Source organism: Thioalkalivibrio sp. HK1 (genome assembly GCA_000583135.1).
Taxonomy (GTDB): Bacteria; Pseudomonadota; Gammaproteobacteria; order HK1; family HK1; genus HK1.
This window is the reverse complement of sequence record JFBG01000075.1, coordinates 1-17,031: the sequence shown is the minus strand read 5'-3', so window position 1 is coordinate 17,031 and position 17,031 is coordinate 1. Positions and strand designations below refer to the sequence as shown.

Annotated in this window: 17 protein-coding genes; 10 read left to right on the top strand and 7 right to left on the bottom strand. The window is 60.0% G+C overall.

Features of this window, described 5'->3' with window-relative positions:
- Positions 1-310: 310 nt before the first annotated feature.
- The 7 genes from BF99_RS0116905 (at position 311) to BF99_RS0116865 (ending at position 8,800) form a co-directional block, all read left to right on the top strand.
- Positions 311-1,729, top strand: coding sequence for a mannitol dehydrogenase family protein (locus tag BF99_RS0116905; protein ID WP_025772003.1), 1,419 nt, complete (start codon positions 311-313; stop codon positions 1,727-1,729).
- Positions 1,717-2,829, top strand: a complete 1,113-nt coding sequence (locus tag BF99_RS0116900) for an ABC transporter ATP-binding protein (protein ID WP_025772002.1) — start codon at positions 1,717-1,719, stop codon at positions 2,827-2,829. The genes BF99_RS0116905 and BF99_RS0116900 overlap by 13 nt, the downstream gene beginning before the upstream one ends.
- A 72-nt stretch (positions 2,830-2,901) precedes the next feature.
- On the top strand, positions 2,902-4,050 hold the full coding sequence (gene tcuB, locus BF99_RS0116895; protein ID WP_025772000.1) for a tricarballylate utilization 4Fe-4S protein TcuB: 1,149 nt from the start codon (positions 2,902-2,904) through the stop codon (positions 4,048-4,050).
- Positions 4,047-4,607 (top strand): cyclic pyranopterin monophosphate synthase MoaC, encoded by a 561-nt coding sequence (gene moaC / locus BF99_RS0116890; protein WP_025771999.1) that lies wholly within the window; start codon positions 4,047-4,049, stop codon positions 4,605-4,607. The genes tcuB and moaC overlap by 4 nt, the downstream gene beginning before the upstream one ends.
- Before the next feature lie 143 nt (positions 4,608-4,750).
- Complete coding sequence (locus BF99_RS0116885) at positions 4,751-6,388, top strand: dynamin family protein (protein ID WP_081759329.1); 1,638 nt, start codon at positions 4,751-4,753, stop codon at positions 6,386-6,388.
- A gap of 343 nt (positions 6,389-6,731) precedes the next feature.
- The gene (locus tag BF99_RS0116870) at positions 6,732-7,391 is read left to right on the top strand and encodes a protein-L-isoaspartate O-methyltransferase family protein (protein ID WP_025771996.1); all 660 of its coding nucleotides are present in this window, start codon (positions 6,732-6,734) and stop codon (positions 7,389-7,391) included.
- Positions 7,313-8,800, top strand: a complete 1,488-nt coding sequence (locus BF99_RS0116865) for a TolC family outer membrane protein (RefSeq protein ID WP_081759328.1) — start codon at positions 7,313-7,315, stop codon at positions 8,798-8,800. The genes BF99_RS0116870 and BF99_RS0116865 overlap by 79 nt, the downstream gene beginning before the upstream one ends.
- A gap of 234 nt (positions 8,801-9,034) precedes the next feature.
- On the opposite strand, the gene BF99_RS0116855 is transcribed toward BF99_RS0116865, so the two are convergent.
- The 3 genes from BF99_RS0116855 to waaA all read right to left on the bottom strand — a co-directional run bounded on the left by BF99_RS0116855 (position 9,035) and on the right by waaA (position 11,580).
- Positions 9,035-9,424 carry a tRNA-binding protein gene (locus BF99_RS0116855; RefSeq protein WP_081759327.1) on the bottom strand — a complete coding sequence of 130 codons (390 nt, stop codon included), beginning with the start codon at positions 9,422-9,424 and terminating at the stop codon, positions 9,035-9,037.
- Positions 9,421-10,188 carry a 2,3-diphosphoglycerate-dependent phosphoglycerate mutase gene (gene gpmA, locus BF99_RS0116850; protein ID WP_025771991.1) on the bottom strand — a complete coding sequence of 256 codons (768 nt, stop codon included), beginning with the start codon at positions 10,186-10,188 and terminating at the stop codon, positions 9,421-9,423. The genes BF99_RS0116855 and gpmA overlap by 4 nt, the downstream gene beginning before the upstream one ends.
- Positions 10,189-10,272: 84 nt before the next feature.
- The gene (waaA, locus tag BF99_RS0116845) at positions 10,273-11,580 is read right to left on the bottom strand and encodes a lipid IV(A) 3-deoxy-D-manno-octulosonic acid transferase (RefSeq protein WP_025771989.1); all 1,308 of its coding nucleotides are present in this window, start codon (positions 11,578-11,580) and stop codon (positions 10,273-10,275) included.
- A gap of 101 nt (positions 11,581-11,681) precedes the next feature.
- Between waaA and BF99_RS22200 the strand changes: the two genes are divergently transcribed.
- Entirely contained in the window at positions 11,682-12,476 is a 795-nt protein-coding gene (locus BF99_RS22200) for a DUF3108 domain-containing protein (RefSeq protein ID WP_197019200.1), read from the top strand.
- Between the two features lie 70 nt (positions 12,477-12,546).
- On the opposite strand, the gene BF99_RS22195 is transcribed toward BF99_RS22200, so the two are convergent.
- Entirely contained in the window at positions 12,547-13,047 is a 501-nt protein-coding gene (locus BF99_RS22195) for an iron-sulfur cluster assembly scaffold protein (RefSeq protein ID WP_025771987.1), read from the bottom strand.
- 13 nt (positions 13,048-13,060) lie between these two features.
- Positions 13,061-13,792, bottom strand: a complete 732-nt coding sequence (locus tag BF99_RS21350) for a nucleotidyltransferase family protein (RefSeq protein ID WP_025771986.1) — start codon at positions 13,790-13,792, stop codon at positions 13,061-13,063.
- Between the two features lie 357 nt (positions 13,793-14,149).
- Here BF99_RS21350 and BF99_RS0116820 point away from each other — a divergent pair, with 357 nt between their 5' ends.
- Entirely contained in the window at positions 14,150-15,325 is a 1,176-nt protein-coding gene (locus tag BF99_RS0116820; protein ID WP_025771984.1) for an acyl-CoA dehydrogenase family protein, read from the top strand.
- Positions 15,326-15,434: 109 nt separating this feature from the next.
- On the opposite strand, the gene BF99_RS0116815 is transcribed toward BF99_RS0116820, so the two are convergent.
- Both BF99_RS0116815 and BF99_RS0116810 read right to left on the bottom strand, forming a co-directional pair.
- Positions 15,435-16,223: an XdhC family protein gene (locus BF99_RS0116815; protein ID WP_025771983.1), complete on the bottom strand. Its 789-nt coding sequence runs from the start codon at positions 16,221-16,223 to the stop codon at positions 15,435-15,437.
- A gap of 52 nt (positions 16,224-16,275) precedes the next feature.
- The gene (locus tag BF99_RS0116810) at positions 16,276-16,647 is read right to left on the bottom strand and encodes an XdhC family protein (RefSeq protein ID WP_025771981.1); all 372 of its coding nucleotides are present in this window, start codon (positions 16,645-16,647) and stop codon (positions 16,276-16,278) included.
- Positions 16,648-16,776: 129 nt separating this feature from the next.
- On the opposite strand from BF99_RS0116810, the gene BF99_RS21345 reads away from it, so the two are divergent.
- The coding region (locus BF99_RS21345) for a hypothetical protein (RefSeq protein ID WP_156013421.1) at positions 16,777-17,031 on the top strand (255 nt) is incomplete at its 3' end.

Sequence of the window (17,031 nt, the reverse complement as noted above, 5' to 3'; positions counted from 1 at the left end):
CCTCTTCCCTTCGGTTTTTCCGCCATCGCCGGTCCGAAAACCACCGCAACCTTAACCCGGAACCGTACCGATAGCCTTGGAGATGAGGTGGTAGAGAGCGTTCGATGGTCCTCGGGCGACGCTCCTTGGGGCCGATCTCGATATGGGATGTCTTGATATACTTCGAATACGCCACGGTATGCATGGTCAAGAGTGATCCCGGGATGAATCCGGTGTTTATCGTTATTTCGGTGCTCGGCGCTTCGACGGCGAATCATCGAGTCCCGCTTCCTTCCTTGCTTGCCATTTTTTCGATAAGGATCGTCAAATCATGGGACCTCGGCTCGAAGAGACTGACTACCCAAGATCGCGCTGTCGGATCGGGATCGTCCATTTGGGGTTCGGGGCTTTTCATCGCGCCCATCTGGCCGAATATATCGACGAGTACATGCAGGCGTCGGGGGATCTGAGATGGGGGATCTGCGCGGTCAATCTGCGGGCCGCCGATAGCGAGGGTTTCGAAGTCTTCCGCCGAAGTTCGAAGGGCCATGCCTCGAAGGGTTATGTGTTGAAGACCATGGATCCCGATGGGGGCACGGGATTTCGCAAGGTGCGATCCCATCTGGATTTTCGGGATTGGAGCGTCGATCCGGAATATGCCGAGGAATCCGTCTCATCGAAAGACGTGCACATCATTTCGAGCACGGTGAGCGAAAGCGGTTATTGCCTCGATAAGGACGGGGGGCTCGATGAGGAGCATCCGGCGATCCGCTCGGAAACGAGCGGCGGTGAAAAACGCACCATCTACGCTTTTTTGGCAGCGGCGCTGGGGCGGAGAATGAGGGCGAAGGGCGGGCCGATCACCGTCCTTTGCTGCGACAATATCCGCGGTAACGGGGATATGCTGCGGGAAAATCTGATGCGCTATCTCGAGATGGCGGGTGAGCGCGAATCGGCGCAATGGATCCGTGCCAATGCCCGATTCCCCAATGCGATGGTGGATCGCATCACCCCCAAAACGACCCCCGAACTCGTCTTGGAATGCACCGAAGCCTTCGATGAGGCAGGATATCATCCGATCCATGCCGAATCGTTCAAGCAATGGGTCTTGGAGGATCGCTTCGCCGGCCCTTTTCCCGATTTGAATCGGGTCGAAGTCGAGATCGTTCCGAGCGTCGCCGCTTTCGAGGAAACCAAGATTCGGGTGCTCAACGGAGCCCATACCGCGCTTTGCTATTTCGGGGCGTTGGATGGCTATGATCGATTCGACGAGGTCATGCGAGATCCGATTCATGCCGCTCATTTTCGCAACTTCATCGATCGGGAAGTGTTGCCCGGTCTTCCCGACGATCTCCCTTTCGACCGAAAGGCGTATCGGGATCGAATCGAGGAGCGCTTCGGCAATCGGGCGATCGGGGATCGCCTCGAACGGATCTGCGCCGACGGCTATGCCAAGTTCCCGATTTTCGTGATGCCCACCGTCGTCGACGCATTCGATCGGGGGCATCTGCCCGAACATGCCATCGCCTCGATCGCCGCTTGGTATCATTTCGCTCGTCGATCGTTGGCCGGAAAATCGCATATCGCCTATCACGAACCGAATCTCGCCTCGCTCGCCCCCCTCCTCGACGATGCGCGGGATTTCGCCGCCGCACCCGGGCTTTGGGGCGATATCGGACAACGCCACCCGGAATTTGCGACCTGCTTGCAATCCGCTATCGAAAAAACGGAAAAAAGATGGCCGATCTGAAACTACGCGATCTGCGCAAGAGTTACGGCGATGTCGAGATCGTGCATGGCATCGATCTCGATATCGACGACGGGGAATTCGTGGTCTTCGTCGGTCCCTCGGGCTGCGGAAAATCCACCTTACTGCGGATGATCGCCGGGCTCGAGGATGTGAGCGCCGGGAGCGTGGAGATCGCCGGACGCAATGTCAACGATATCGCTCCGTCGAAGCGCGGGGTCTCGATGGTCTTTCAAACCTACGCACTCTATCCGCATCTATCGGTCTACTCGAATATGGCTTTCGGCCTCAAACAGGCGAAAACGCCGAAAGAGGAGATCGATCGCCGGGTGAGGGAGGCGGCCGACGCCTTGCAGATCCAGGATCTGCTCGATCGCCGCCCCCGGCATCTCTCGGGCGGGCAGCGTCAGCGGGTGGCGATCGGACGCGCCATCGTTCGGGATCCCGAAATATTCCTCTTCGACGAACCGCTGTCGAATCTCGATGCGGCGTTGAGGGTTCAAACCCGCCTTGAAATCGCGCGATTGCACCGGCGGCTCGAATCCACGATGATTTACGTCACCCACGATCAGGTCGAGGCGATGACCTTGGCGGATCGCATCGTGGTTCTGCGAGATGGCCGCATCGAGCAGGTCGGAACGCCGATCGAACTCTACGACTTCCCCGCCAATGCCTTCGTCGCTCGCTTCATCGGCAGCCCCAAGATGAATTTCTTCGGCCCCGATAGCCTAACGAACCCTCCCCCCTTGGTATCGGACTCGGCGGCGACTTTGGGAATTCGACCCGAGCACTTGCAGCCCGCCGATGGCGAGAGGGCTTTGATCGAGGGTCGCTTGGAGCTGGTCGAGGAACTCGGGGAATATGTTCTCGTCCATCTGATCGGCGAGAGCGGGAACGACTTCGTCGCCAAACTCGATAGCAAGCCGAGCGCGGCCCCCGGCCAGACCTTGGGCTTTGCGGCGGATCATCGCCGGATGCATTTTTTCGATCACGACAGCGGGCGGCGCATCGTCTCGCCCTCCAATATCGAATCCGCTGAAAAGGGGAGCGGGGGCGAGCATCTCGCCCCCGCTCGCTTTCCCGTCGGTTCGAACACCCCTTAGGCGATTCGACCCGAGGGATCGAACCGATCCATAGACGAATTTCGAGAACGAGGAGGTTTTCGACAACCGCCGATGCAAGCGCAAGCACTGATCGACGAGGGAGCGAGGGTCATGAGCATCTGCAATGCCTGTCGCTATTGCGAGGGGCATTGCGCGCTGTTCAAGGCCATGACTTCGCGCTTGGAATTCAACGCCGAGACCTTGGACTATCTATCCAATCTTTGCCATGACTGCGGCGCCTGCTACCACCACTGCCAATACGCCGCCCCGCATGCCTTCGATGTCAATATCCCGGCGGTGATGACCGAGCTGCGTCGCAATGGTCGGATGCGTCATATCCGGCCCGGATTCATGCGTTTTGCGCTCCAAAAGAGCGGCTTGGCGACAATCGTCTTGTCGCTGATCTCGATCGTCGCCTTCATCGTTCCCACCGCCATCTCAGGTGGTGGCGGTGCGCTCTTCGAACACCATCTCGATTCCTTTTATGGCGTGATATCGCATGGCACGATGGTCAGCGTTTTCGGCGCCGCCGCCGTCTTTTTGATGACAGCCCTCATCTTGTCGATTCGCAGTTTCCACAAAGGCCTTTCGTTGCCCGCATCGGCGAGGATCGATCTTTCCCATATCCTGCAGGGCATTCGAGATGGGCTGAGCCTTAGATACCTCGGCGGCGGGGCGGGTCAGGGCTGCACTTGGCCGAGCCAACGCCCGTCGACGCTCCGCCGAACCCTCCACCACTTCGGTTTTTGGGGATTCATGCTCTGCTTTGCCGCCACCTGCGCCGGTACCTTGATGCACTACGGCCTCGACCTGCCGGCGCCTTACGGTTTCATCAGCGCTCCGAAGATCCTGGGCACCCTCGGCGGGATCGGATTGCTGATCGGCCCGGCGGGGCTGCTGATCCTCAAAGCGAGGGTCGATCCGAATACGAAGCCGAAAGAGGGCTCCCGCGGCACGGGGAGCGCCTTTTCGATCTTGCTGATCCTCGTGAGCGCCAGCGGCTTGGCCCTGATGGCGGTGCGCGATACGCCTTCGATGGGGATCGTTCTTTGCCTCCATTTGGGGTTTGTCATGACGCTTTTCCTGCTGATGCCCTGGGGGAAATTCGTGCATGGTTTTTACCGTTCGATCGCTTTGATCGTCTTTGCGATGGAATCCCGAGCGGGCAAGGCGCTTGCGGGGACAGATCTTGGCGTTCCTTCGAAAAGAGATCGATCATGAACGAACCCGATACCTGCATCGCCGATACACCGAACAGTCGATCGGCAAGCGACGACTCCGGCGAGTTGACCCATTTCGATGCCCAAGGACGGGCGCGAATGGTGGATATCGGGGAAAAACCCGCCACCCGCCGAGTGGCGGTGGCGCAAGGCGATATTCGCATGCAAGCGGCGACCTTGGGGATGATCGTCTCCGGGGAGCACCGCAAAGGCGATGTGATCGGCATCGCCCGATTGGCCGGGATCATGGCCGCGAAACGCACCTCGGAAACGATTCCGCTTTGCCATTCGATCGCCTTGACGAGGGTCGAGGTCGATCTCGAACCGGATGCGGGGCAAAAACGGGTGCGCTGTCGGGCGCGGGCGGAAACCGTCGGGGCGACCGGGGTGGAGATGGAGGCCCTCAATGCCGTCCAAGCGGCGTTGCTGACGGTCTACGACATGTGCAAGGCGGTCGATCGAGGCATGGTCATCGAGTCGGTGCGCCTGGTCGAAAAACGCGGGGGGCGATCGGGGCATTGGGTCGGTCCCGGATATGAGCCCGAGGAAGGAAGATAGTTGAAAGCCCGCTCGTCAACCCGCCCACCCGAGAGCGCGGATGACGGAATTTCCACGAGGATCCGGCGATGGATCCCCGTGAACATTCAAAGCCGATCGCCCGCAGGTGGTAGACTTTGAATCGACCGCTGCCGGAGGCTGCCATGTCATCGATCAATCAACGCATCACGACCTTGGAAGCGCACCTCGAACGGGAAAACCCCCTGCTGCTCGATGTCGTGAGGTGTTTTCGCACGCTGGACAAGGTCGCCTACGACTTGGGAGTCCTGCCCCGCGACGACTCCTTCGCAACGCAAGTTCCATGGTGGCCGCTGGTAACGGTGCTCGGGACCTTTTCCTCGGGCAAATCCTCGTTCATCAACCATATCCTGCAAAGTCCCTTGCAGACCACCGGCAACCAAGCGGTGGACGATAAATTCACGGTGATCTGCTTCGGCGCCGACGATACCTCTCGCACCCTGCCCGGCGTTGCACTGGATTCCGATCCGCGCTTTCCCTTTTATAAGGTCAGTCACGATATCGAGAGCGTCTCCCAAGGCGAGGGCCGCCGGATCGACGCCTATCTCCAGCTCAAGACCTGCAAGAGCGAGGCTTTGAGGGGAAAGATCCTGATCGATTCTCCGGGTTTCGATGCCGATGCGCAGCGCACCGCGACCTTGCAGATCACGGATCACATCATCAATCTTTCCGATCTGGTGCTGGTGTTCTTCGATGCCCGCCATCCCGAACCCGGGGCGATGACCGATACCTTGAACCACCTCGTCAGCGATACCATCAAACGGCCCGATTCCAATAAATTCCTTTATATCCTCAATCAGATCGATACCGCGGCCCGCGAGGACAACGCCGAGGATGTCTTCGCCGCTTGGCAGCGCGCCCTCGCCCAAGCCGGGCTCACCGCCGGACGCTTCTATTGCACCTACAACCCCGAGGTGGCGCAGCCGATCGAAGACGAGGAGGTGCGAAGACGTTTCGAATCGAAATGCAAAGAGGATACCCTCGATATCCGGCGGCGGATCCACCAAGTGGAGATCGAACGCCTCTATCGCATCATCGGCGCACTCGAAAAAAACGCCAAGGAGATCGAGGGACAAGCCATTCCGGCCATCGCCGCCGCCAAAGCGTTGTGGAAACGGCTGGTGCTGTGGTCGGAAGGCATCGGGCTCGGGCTACTCGTCTTGGCCTTCTTGCTGTGGACGATCCCCGCAGGCTATTGGGGAGGCGATGCGCTGTTCTCGGCGCCTTGGTTCGATCCCTTGATCGCCAATGGATGGATCGCCGGAATCCTCTCGATCCTGATCGCCGGGGCGGGGATTTATTCGCATTTCTTCATACGCCGGCTCGCGGCCCGTTTCGTCCTTCGAAGGTTGGCGCGCAACAAGGACCGTCATGAGCGATTGAAAGGGTGGATCGCGCGCGGCTTCGAACACAATACCCGGGCGTGGCGCTCGATCTTCGGACAATCGCCGGCGGGATGGAATAAAAAGGCGCGCGAGCGGATCGCGGACATCATCGCGCAGGCGGATCGCTTCGTGCAGAAGATCAACGATCGCTTCGCCGACCCCTCCGGCACCTCGGCAAGTCCGGCACCGGCAAACCCTGCGAACCGGACGAGCCAAAACCGAAGCGACGAACACGAGCCCGATGATCGCAAAGCGGGGTTTGAGGATCTTGAGACGATATCGGCGGCCGAACCGACTGCCAAGTCCGAAGAGGCGATATCCGAAGAGCGAGCCTTGGAGGGCAAGCCCCTTGCGGGTTCGGCGGTCGAAAGGGTCTGATATCGGGCGGGAATCGAACGCCCCGATGCCCCGATGGGATATCTCGAGGGCGAAGGTGCCGGGCTTCGACGTCATCGATCATCGAAGGCGAGCATTCGATAAAGGCCGCCCCGCTCGCTTTTTCGAAGATCGATCGACGCCCGATCCTGTCTGCGCTCGATAATCGCTCGTATAATTCTCGCTGCACGCTTGTCGCTCGCGTTCGAATCGCTCTTCCGCGTGCACCTGTGGCGTTCGAAAAGCCGGGCGGCTTGTGCAAAGTCGCTTTCGGGTTTTTCGATGCCATCCGCCATGCCAAACCATGGATCTTCGAAAAATCCCATCAAGCGCTTCACAAGATACGATGAATCTCGAACAAGCCCGCTTGAATATGATCGAGCAGCAGATCCGCCCATGGGATGTGCTGGATCGCAATGTGCTCGATCTGCTGGAACGCGCCCCCCGAGACGCTTTCGTGGCCCCGGCTTGGCGGGGTCTGGCTTATGCCGATATCGCCATCCCCATCGGGGAAGATCAGACCATGCTGCCGCCGAAGATCGAGGGCAAGTTGCTGCAGGCGCTTCATCTCGCCGGCAACGAGCGCGCGCTGGAGATCGGAACCGGTAGCGGATTTCTGACTTGGCTGCTCGCGGCGAGCGTATCCCACGTCACCAGCATCGAAATTCGTCCCAATCTGGCGGAGAACGCGCGCCGAACCCTTGCGGAATTCGAGGTCGACAATGCATCCGTCGAAATCGGGGACGGCAGCCGGGGATGGCCTTCGAGCGAGCGATTCGATGCCATCGTGGTCGGGGGTTCGGTTCCCTTCGCCGGAGCCGTCGTCGAATTCGAGCGGCAGCTGGCCATCGGGGGGCGACTTTTCATCATCGTCGGCAACGCTCCGGTCATGGAAGCCTTGCTCGTTCAACGAAGCGGAGAGCAACAATGGTTAAGGGAAAGCCTGTTCGAAACGGTCGTGCCCCCGCTATCGGGGATCGCCGAACCCCGGCCTTTCGCGATATGACTCGGGCTGCGCTCTCGCCTTCGAAAGGTGATGCAACGACCTTCGGCGCTCTCGTCGGAGGCGGGCGCATCGCCAAGGCCTTGGCGACCTTGATCAAGGCCCTGTCGCTGACGGCGGTCACCACCCTTCCGGTCGCCGCCGATAGTCTGATGCGCGCCTTCGAACTGGCGCTGGAAAACGATCCCGTCTACCTCGCCGCCGGCGCCGAGAATCGGGCGGCACAAGAACTAAGGCCCCAAGCGAAATCCGCCTTGCTGCCCAAACTCACGGTCAGTTCCAATGCCGACTTCAGCAGGCAACGCTCGCGGGATGTCTACCCCGACCGCACCACCACCAGTAGCTCGAACTCCGACTCCTACGGGCTGCTCTTCAGCCTCACCGCGCCGATTTACAGCCCATCGTTGCAAATCGCCTTGGAACAGGCCGATAGCCGCATCGCCCGCGCCGATGCCCTTTACCAAGCGGCTTTCCAGGATTTGATCGTGCGGGTGACCGGTCTTTACTTCGATGTTCTGCGGGCGAAGGACGGGGTGGATTTCGCCCAAGCCACGCTCGACTCCTTCGCCCAGCAGCTCGAACAAAGCCGGCAGCGTTTCGAGGTCGGCCTCATCGCGATCACCGATGTCGAGGAAGCCAAGGCGGGCTTCGATCTCGCCAATGCCCGCCTTTTGAGCGCCAACAACGATCTTGCCACCGCCATCGAATCCCTGCGCGAGGTGAGCGGGGAGTCGGTGGAAAATCCCATGCGCTTGGGGGATATCTCGTTGACCCTCCCGGTGCCTGCGGATATCGATCACTGGACCGAGGTCGCCTTGAGGCAGAACCTGCGCCTCATCGCCGCCGATCATGCCGTGCGCACCTCTCATGACGAGATCAGGCGCGTTCAGGTCGGCAGCAGCCGACCGGTGATCAGCGCCAGTGGTACGCATCGGGAGAGCTACGACGGCGGGGGATCATCATCCAATTTGGATAGCAGCTCCGATTCGAATACGAGGCTGAGCGTGCAACTGGAGTTCGCTCTTTACGACGGCGGGATTTCCCGCTCCCTCGTGCGCGAAAAAACCCATCTCCACCGAAAAGCGCTTGAAGACTTGGAGAGCGAGCGTCGCCGCATCCAGCGCGAGACCCGTACCGCTTGGCTCGGGCTCGGATCCGGCATTTCCCGGATCGAAGCCTTGATGCAGGCGGTGCGCTCGAGCGAAGTGGCGGGCGAGGCCGTCGATACCGGCTTTCAGGTCGGCACCAGAACCTCGGTGGACGTTCTCAACGCCCAGCGCGATCTCTTCGAGGCCCGGCGGGACTTGGCCAATGCGCGCTACGACTTCATCAACGATATGATCCGACTGCGCCAAGCCGCCGGGATCTTGAGCCAAGCGGACCTGATCACCGTCTCCGAATGGCTGCAGTGAGACGTGATGGCCTTCGAGATTGGGACTTGGCTAGTCGTCAGCGGCTAATCAGCAACATTGCTTTGGTGTGGCGAGCCTTCGTGGCGCCTTCGCCCTCAAGGTCCGCAAGGGACTTGGGAGCGAGGGCTCGAAACGATGCTCCGCCGACGATCGATCGGTGATGCCTGTCGATGATGCCTATTGATGAGGCGCTGCGATGAGCATCGCACCCGCCCGATTCCCCTGCGGTGCCGTTCAAGCGATCGGATCGCCGTTCTCGACATCGAAATCCGGCGATAGAAGCACCACTCCTCGATCTTCGGAAACCGCACCGAGCACCAGCACCTCGGATTTCACCCCCGCAACTCGCTTCGGCGGAAAATTCAGCACGGCGACGATCCGCTTTCCCCGCAGCGTGTCGGGGGTATAGTTTTTGGTCAGCTGGGCGGAGCTCGTACGCCTGCCGTAGGGTCCGAAATCGATTTCGATCACGAAGGCCGGAACCCTCGCCTTCTCGTTCTTGCGCACCTCGACGATGGTTCCCACCACCATCTGCACCTTGAGGAAATCGTCGAAATCGATTGTAGGCTTCGGGCTTTGCCGCCCTTCCCCTTTCGTTTCCTCGTTCGTTTTTTCTTCGCTCATCCTCGATCCCTCTCTTGAGAAGCCGCCCGGCCTTGAGCCAAGACCGCTTGCGTTGCCCGACGAATCGCCTCCGGATCGCCCAAATACCGTCGCTCCACGGGGCGCAAAGAATCGTCCAACGAGTAGACCAGCGGCACCCCGGTGGGGATATTGAGCTCCACGATCTCCTCCTTGGCAAGATTATCCAAGTGCTTGACCAATGCCCGCAAGGAATTCCCGTGAGCGGCGATCAACACCCGCTTCCCCGTGCGCAGATCGGGAGCGATTCGCTCTCGCCATAGGGGTAGGAATCTCGCCTCGGTATCTTCCAAGGATTCGCAGGCGGGTAATTCCGCCTCGGTCAGATCGGCATAGCGAGGATCATGGCGCGGATGGCGCTCATCGGCCAGGTCGAGGGCGGGGGGGCGGATCGCATATCCACGCCGCCAATCATGCACCTGTCGCTCCCCGAATTTCGCCGCGGTTTCGGCTTTGTCGAGGCCCTGCAAATCCCCGTAATGCCGCTCGTTCAACCGCCAACTCCGATGCACCGGAATCCACATCCGATCCATCTCGTCGAGCACCAGCCATAAGGTGCGGATCGCGCGTTTGAGCAACGAGGTGAAGGCGACATCGAATACGCGACCCGATGCCGCAAGTTGCTTGGCCGCCATGCGGGCTTCCTCGATGCCTTGCGGGGAAAGGTCGACATCATGCCAACCGGTGAAGCGATTTTCCCGATTCCACCGGCTCTGCCCGTGGCGGATCAATACGAGTTCGATCATTGTTCGTGGTCATCCCGGTAGCGTTGCGTGAAAGAGGCGTCGACGGCAAGCGGCGCCAAACGGTTCTCGGCCGATGCGGGGCTGTCATTTGCGATCCAAATCCGCAAGACGCTCGATGGCCGCCACGATCCGATCGCGCGCCCCGCGATTGGCGGCCACGAAGGCCCTTCCCCGCTCGCCCGCATCTCGTCGCCCTTGCGGATCGTCGAGCCATGAGACGACCTCCCGTCCGAGGGCGGGAGCATCGCATACCCTCTTCGCGGCACCGGCGGCGATCAGATCCCGGCTGATCCCGGCGAAGTTGAATAGATGGGGACCGAAAAGCACCGGTCGCCCGACGGCGGCGGCTTCGAGGGAATTATGCCCGCCGATTTCCACCAAACTGCCACCGATGAAGGCGATATCGCCGGCGGCGAGGAAAAGCGGCAACTCCCCCATGCTATCTGCGAGGAAGACCTGCGATTCCCCGCCCTCTTCGTGCGGATGCGATCTCCGGGAGAGAGAAAAACCGTGGCCTTTCACCACAGCGGCCACCTTATCGAAACGCTCCGGATGCCGCGGAACGAGCACGAGCAGGGTTTTCGGATAGCGGGCGAGCACCGCTTCGAAGGCCTCCAACACCCGCTCCTCCTCGCCCTCGTGGGTGCTGGCCGCGACCAGGACGCCGCGCCCCGCTCCCCACTTGGCCCGCAGCCTCGATGCCCTTTCGCCCAAGTCATCGGGGAGGCGAATATCGAATTTGGTATTGCCGCCGACCTCGACGTCGGAAGCCGAAGCGCCGATCGATATCAGCCTTCGGGCATCGTCCTCACTTTGGGCGAGGATGCACGAGAACCCTCGCATCGCGGGGATGAAAAGCCGGGGAAGGCGGCGATAACCCTTCGCCGAGCGCCCCGATAGCCGAGCGTTGGCCAACATCACCGGTATCCTTTGCGCTCGACAGGCCGCCAGCAGGTTGGGCCAGATCTCGGTTTCCATGATCACCCCCGCCTGCGGGCGAATATCGCGCAGGAATCTCGCCACCGCCCCCGGGAGATCGAAAGGCAGATAACGATGCACGACGCCCGCGCCGAAAATGCGCACAATATGCTCCATCCCGGTGGGGGTGGTGGTGGTGACGATCATCGAAATCCTCGGATGACGTTCTCGCAAAGCCTCGATGATCGGAACTGCGGCTTGCACCTCTCCCAAGGAAACCGCATGGATCCAGATAGGCTTTGGGTCGATTTCGCTCGAGCCCCTTTTTCGGTCGGCGGGGGCGGCGGGAGCGAAACCGAAACGCTCGCCGATCCGCCGCCAATATCCGCGATTTCGAATGCCGCGCCACAGCAGGCGCGCCATGAAAAAAGGCAGCGTCAGATAAAGCGATATGCTGTAGACGACCCTTGTCATCGACCTTCCTTCGAATGCGCTCGTCGTTGCCGAAGCGCAAAATCCGGCCATCGGTGACTCGAAGGTCTCGTATCCCCTCCTTTGCAAACGATATCCGAACGATGCCGACCATCCGATTCCTCGATCCCTCTTCCTTCTTTCACCGCAGCGCCCGATGCCTTATCGAGGCGGTCTTGATCTGCCTGATCGCCACGGCATCGGCGGCGGGCTACGATTTCGGGGATTTCCGGTTGCCCGAGCCTTTCGATGCGACATTCTCGCTGGAATCGGGGGGGAATCGAATCGGCAAGACGCATTGGTCCTCCGGCGAAGAAGGGGGGCGATATATTTTCCAATCGCATACCGAATCCGTGGGCATCATGTCCTTGATTTACGGCGGAGAAATCGCAGAGCGCAGCGAATGGAGCGAATACGAAGGGGATTGGCATCCGATCGAATACCACTACCACCGTACGGGATTCAAGGAGCGGGAGATTCATATTCGATTCGAACGCGACAAGGGCATCGCCCGGCTCCAATCCCCCAAAGGACCATGGAAGTTGGAGGTGCCCGAGGGGGTCAACGACAAACTCGGCTATCTGCTGGCATTGATGCACGACCTCTCCGAGGGTAAAAAAGATCTGCGCTATCCGATCGCCGATGGCGGCCGGGTCAGATCCTATCTTTTCGACATCCAAGGCACCGAACGCATCGAGAGCGCGATCGGGCCTTTGGAGACCGTCGTGGTCAAACGCATCCGCGAGAACGAGGGTGAGAAAAAACGCGAAACCACCATCTGGTGCGCCCCGGATCTCGGCTTCTTGCCGGTCAAGATCGAACACCGGGAAAGGGGCAGCCCGATGATTTCGCTGCTGATCGAAGGAATCGAGGGCTTCGGTCAACGATTCGAACCTTGAATATCCCGACGGGATACTCGCCTTCAAGATGCACTTTTAGCGAAAAGCGCATCTTCGTGCAATGCCGATTTCATCGACTCGAATCGATGGGTCGACTTGAATCGTGGGGGAGGCAAGCCGGATCCATCGTCATCAATGCCTCGTGCAGGGCCTCGAAGGGCAAGGTGACGCAGCGATATCGGCTCCTTGCGGCGGCGACCGGGGAAAAGAGATCGAGGGCGGACCACGGAAAGGCCGTTCCCGAGCGCAAGGCGGATTCGATGATGCGATGGAGTCCGAGCAAGGATTCGATCTCGCATCCCGGCGCCTGCTCGGCGAGCACCACCGCCGCCGCCTCGCATAACAGGCATCCGCGCACATCATGACCGACCTCCACGATGCGCCGAAGCCGGACGGGGCTCGAAGGGTCGCAAGAGGAGACCGTCTCGGTACGAATATCCACGATCACCCGATCTCCGCACAGGGGGTTGTCGACGCTCGCGCTCGCTTGGGCCCTTGAAAGCCGACCGTGGCCGCCGGCCCGACGCGCGGTCTCGATCATCGCCGCTTGATAGAGATCGCCCGATATCAAGGTCCCTCATCCCCTATCGGCCATTGTTCCATCGATCCCGCTCCTCGGTGGCCACGATTTCGGCGGCATGAGCGATATCCTCGGGGGAATCGATATCCACCAGCACCGCGGCATCGTCCATCGGTAGTTCGAAGACGAAGCGCTCGTATCGCTCAACCATCCCTCGCCCGCCGACATCCCCGCGCAAGGTCGCCATCTCGGGGAAAAAGCGCTTGGAGAAAAGGACGGGATTGCCACGCCGACCATCGAATACCGGAACGCATATCTCGCATCCCGCACTCGGATCGAACGCCTTTGCCAAGCGCTCGATATGCCGCGCCCTTATCAAGGGCATATCCCCGAGGCAGACGATCGCCGCATCGATATCGGCAGGCAAGGCGGCAAAGCCGCAACGCAGCGACGCCCCCATCCCTTCATGGTAGTCCTCGTTATGCACCAAGTGCAGATCCAACCCTTTTAGCGCCCTTTCGACCCGCTGCGCCTCGTAGCCGGTGACCACTTTGATAGGGTGCAATCTGGCAGAAACCATTTCCTTGGCCACTTTTCGCACCATCGCCCCGTCGGAAAAGGCAACCCCGCTCGTCAAGGAATCGACGAGCTTGTTGCTCGCCCCCATCCGGGTCGAACGCCCCGCCGCCGGCAACAGCCCTGCGATCTTCGAACAAGCGCAAGGCTCGATGGCGATGCGCTCTCGACCTTCGAGGGGGTTGCAATCATCGGGAAATATGCGCTTGGATCGCCCCATCGATATTCTCCGCATCGACAAAAAACCGCGACCTGCCCGCTTTGGAAAGGGCGAAAAAAGGCACCTTCGAGATGCAGATCTTCGGGGGCGAATCCCGCTCGTCGATCGACCCTCTTCGGAACCGATAATCGAGGGGGCAACGATGCCGACTCGGCCTTTTCGGCCTTGCAAGGCGACGGCAAGAAGCGCCTTTCTTTGACGATCTCGGAGCCTATATCGTAAAGTATCGGCACCGGCCTTATTTCAAAAATCGCATCACCTTTGCCCTTTACGCTCATTTTGCCCTCGCCGAGGGCTCGATCGACCGTTGATTACCGAGCATTCTTGTCCCCGAACCGTCTTCAAGGAACGCCCTCGATGAGCGATGCCCGACAAATATCGTTGCCCGATGCATCCCATGAATCCTTGATCATCGACTCCATCGATCGCTTCTTGGAGCGGGATGTGCGTCCATACATTCGCGCTTTGGAGGACAGCGATACTTGGCCCAAAGATATCGTCGATCGAATGAAGGGGCTCGGTCTGTTCGGGGCCACCATCTCCCCCGACTACGGCGGATTGGGTCTTTCGGCCTCCACTTACGCTCGCATCGTCGAGCGGGTTTCGGCGGTGTGGATGTCGATCGCCGGCATTTTCAACGCCCATCTGATCATGGCCGCCGCCATCGAACGCTTCGGCACCAAAGAGCAAAAACTGACCTTTCTTCCACGCTGTGCGAGCGGTGAACTGCGCGGGGCCATCGCCCTCACCGAACCCGATTGCGGCACCGATTTACAAGGCATCCGCACTCGCACTCATATCTATCGAGATCGCTATATCGTCAACGGATCCAAACTATGGGTCAGCAACGGGGTCCACGGCAATATCCTCGTGGCTCTTGTCAAAACCGATCCGGATATGGATCCACCGCATCGCGGGATGAGCCTTTTGATCATCGAAAAGAATGCGCCGGGCTTGGAGGTCGCTCGCAAATTGGAAAAACTCGGCTACAAGGGAATCGATACCGGCGAGATCGTCTTCGACGATTGCGAGGTTCCTCGGGAAAACCTGATCGGGGGAATCGAGGGTCGGGGAATGCAGCAGATATTGAGCGGTTTGGAATTGGGAAGGATCAACGTTGCCGCCCGGGGCTGCGGCATCGCCCGCGCCTGCCTCGAGGAAAGCTTGGCCTACGCCCGCACTCGCAAAACCTTCGGGAGACCGATCTGCGAGCACCAGTCGATCCAAATCAAGTTGGCGGAAATGTCGACGCGCTTGGAAGCCTCTCGGCTGCTGACCGAATCCGCAGCTTTGGCCTACGATGCGAAAGAACGCTGCGATATGGAAGCGGGAATGGCCAAACTCTTCGCCACGGAAACCGCGCTTTTCAACGCCACCGAAGCGATGCGCATCCATGGAGCTTACGGCTATTCGAAGGAGTTCAATATCGAGCGCTACTATCGAGATGCACCCTTGCTCGCCATCGCCGAGGGTACCAACGAAATGCAACGAATGATCATCGCCAAGCAGCTCGTCAAGCGACATCCGGCCTAAGGCTTGGGGCCCGGGACCGTCGCCTGCAGGCAAGGCGGGCTTTTATCCATCCCGGGCGATGAGCGCACCGAGGCTCGTTCGAGCGCTCTCGGTATCCAAGGATGCGAACTTACGATCGATGCTTGCGCGATATCGGATCTTTGGCGGATCGATGGGTGGCGACCAACTCGGAAACGATGGCGGCGGCGATTTCCCCCGCCCCTCGGGCGCCGATGGCAAGACCGATCGGGGCGTGAATCCTCGCAAGGTCGTCGGGGGTGAAGCCTTGCGCGGATAGGCGCTCGATCCGCTTGGCGTGGGTGCGAGCGCTTCCCAAGCTGCCGATATAGAAAGCGCGCGAGGCCAAGGCGATCCGCAAGGCGGGATCGTCGATCTTCGGATCGTGGCTCAAGGTGATCACCGCGCTGCGTGAATCGATCTCGGCCACCGATAGAGCCTCGTCCGGCCAATCGATGCGCAAATCGACCCCGGAAAAACGTTCTGCGGTGGCGAACGCTCGACGCGGATCGATCAACACCACTTCGTAGCCCAAAAGAGCGGCCATCGGTACCAGACTCTGCGCGATATGCACCGCTCCGATCACGAACAAACGCAAAGGCGGATGCATCACCTCCAAGAAAAAAGCCTCACCCTCGTATTCGAAGCGTTCGCTTTTGCCCCTAAGCAGGGCTTCGCGCGCCGCTCGGCGAAGGGGCATCGGGGCCGATAAAGAGCCCAAGACATCCGAGGGGTCTTCGGCAAGGTCCGAAGTCGACGCTTTCGGATCCGAGGGCTCGAAGCCGGGGAGTGCCTCTTCGTATTCGATCCACTGTCGATCGCCCGCCAAAGCGGTGATCAGGGTCAGCGAACGTCTTCCGGCGCGGGCTTCGATGAGTTCACGCAAACAAGAGCGCTTCATCCAGCACTCCCTTCGACGGTGCGGCCAAGGGCCTATGACATAAAAGGCGGCTTCATCCCTCGATCCGCTCGATATGGATCTGCACCCGACCGCCGCAGGTCAGCCCGACCTCCCACGCCCGCTCGTTGCTGACCCCGTAATCGAGGGTGCGCGGGCGGCCGTCGCGGATGGTCTCGATACTCTCGGCCACCACCGCCCCTTCGATGCACCCCCCGGAAACCGAACCCTCGAAACATCCATCTTGATCGATCACCAGCCTGCTTCCGACCGGACGAGGCGATGATCCCCACGTAGCGATGACCGTCGCCAAGGCGACGATACGCCCTTCTTGCAACCATCGTTCGGCCACTTGCAAAGGGTCGAGACGCGCATCGAGGGGGGCGGGCGCAGGTGTGGGGGTTTTTTCGGCGTTTTGCGATGTCATCTTTTTCTCATCCCTTTCGAAAGGAAATTATATCGGATAGTGCCGAGAAATATATCTTGACATTTCGATCAAAATAAAGTAAATATATTAGGAACGGGTACACAAGTGATAACCACGGAGGAAGTAGCCATGAAAAAAATAGCGATGATTGCGATGCTCTTCGGCTTCGTCGGTGCGGTGCACGCCGCCCCGCAAGAAGCGACCGGGCAAGTCGGAATCCAGTCTTCGGTCGATATGGATATGACTTCGATGATTCAAGGCACATCGAGCGTCGGCAGTCACGGCGCAGCGTCCTTGAAGCCGGAGCCGGAGCCGGAATATGACATCAAACTCGGCGACGACTCGATTTGCGACACCGATGCCTACTCCTGCTTCCATCTGGCG

Excerpts from the sequence above, each read along its gene's own strand:
- BF99_RS0116815 (WP_025771983.1), bottom strand. The coding sequence starts at position 16,223 with ATGAAGCGCTCTTGTTTGCGTGAACTCATCGAAGCCCGCGCCGGAAGA.
- BF99_RS0116820 (WP_025771984.1), top strand. The coding sequence starts at position 14,150 with ATGAGCGATGCCCGACAAATATCGTTGCCCGATGCATCCCATGAATCC.
- waaA (WP_025771989.1), bottom strand. The coding sequence starts at position 11,580 with ATGACAAGGGTCGTCTACAGCATATCGCTTTATCTGACGCTGCCTTTT.
- BF99_RS0116855 (WP_081759327.1), bottom strand. The coding sequence starts at position 9,424 with ATGAGCGAAGAAAAAACGAACGAGGAAACGAAAGGGGAAGGGCGGCAA.
- BF99_RS22200 (WP_197019200.1), top strand. The coding sequence starts at position 11,682 with ATGCCGACCATCCGATTCCTCGATCCCTCTTCCTTCTTTCACCGCAGC.
- gpmA (WP_025771991.1), bottom strand. The coding sequence starts at position 10,188 with ATGATCGAACTCGTATTGATCCGCCACGGGCAGAGCCGGTGGAATCGG.
- BF99_RS0116810 (WP_025771981.1), bottom strand. The coding sequence starts at position 16,647 with ATGACATCGCAAAACGCCGAAAAAACCCCCACACCTGCGCCCGCCCCC.
- BF99_RS0116905 (WP_025772003.1), top strand. The coding sequence starts at position 311 with ATGGGACCTCGGCTCGAAGAGACTGACTACCCAAGATCGCGCTGTCGG.
- BF99_RS0116885 (WP_081759329.1), top strand. The coding sequence starts at position 4,751 with ATGTCATCGATCAATCAACGCATCACGACCTTGGAAGCGCACCTCGAA.
- BF99_RS0116870 (WP_025771996.1), top strand. The coding sequence starts at position 6,732 with ATGAATCTCGAACAAGCCCGCTTGAATATGATCGAGCAGCAGATCCGC.
- BF99_RS0116900 (WP_025772002.1), top strand. The coding sequence starts at position 1,717 with ATGGCCGATCTGAAACTACGCGATCTGCGCAAGAGTTACGGCGATGTC.
- moaC (WP_025771999.1), top strand. The coding sequence starts at position 4,047 with ATGAACGAACCCGATACCTGCATCGCCGATACACCGAACAGTCGATCG.
- BF99_RS0116865 (WP_081759328.1), top strand. The coding sequence starts at position 7,313 with ATGGTTAAGGGAAAGCCTGTTCGAAACGGTCGTGCCCCCGCTATCGGG.
- BF99_RS21350 (WP_025771986.1), bottom strand. The coding sequence starts at position 13,792 with ATGGGGCGATCCAAGCGCATATTTCCCGATGATTGCAACCCCCTCGAA.
- tcuB (WP_025772000.1), top strand. The coding sequence starts at position 2,902 with ATGCAAGCGCAAGCACTGATCGACGAGGGAGCGAGGGTCATGAGCATC.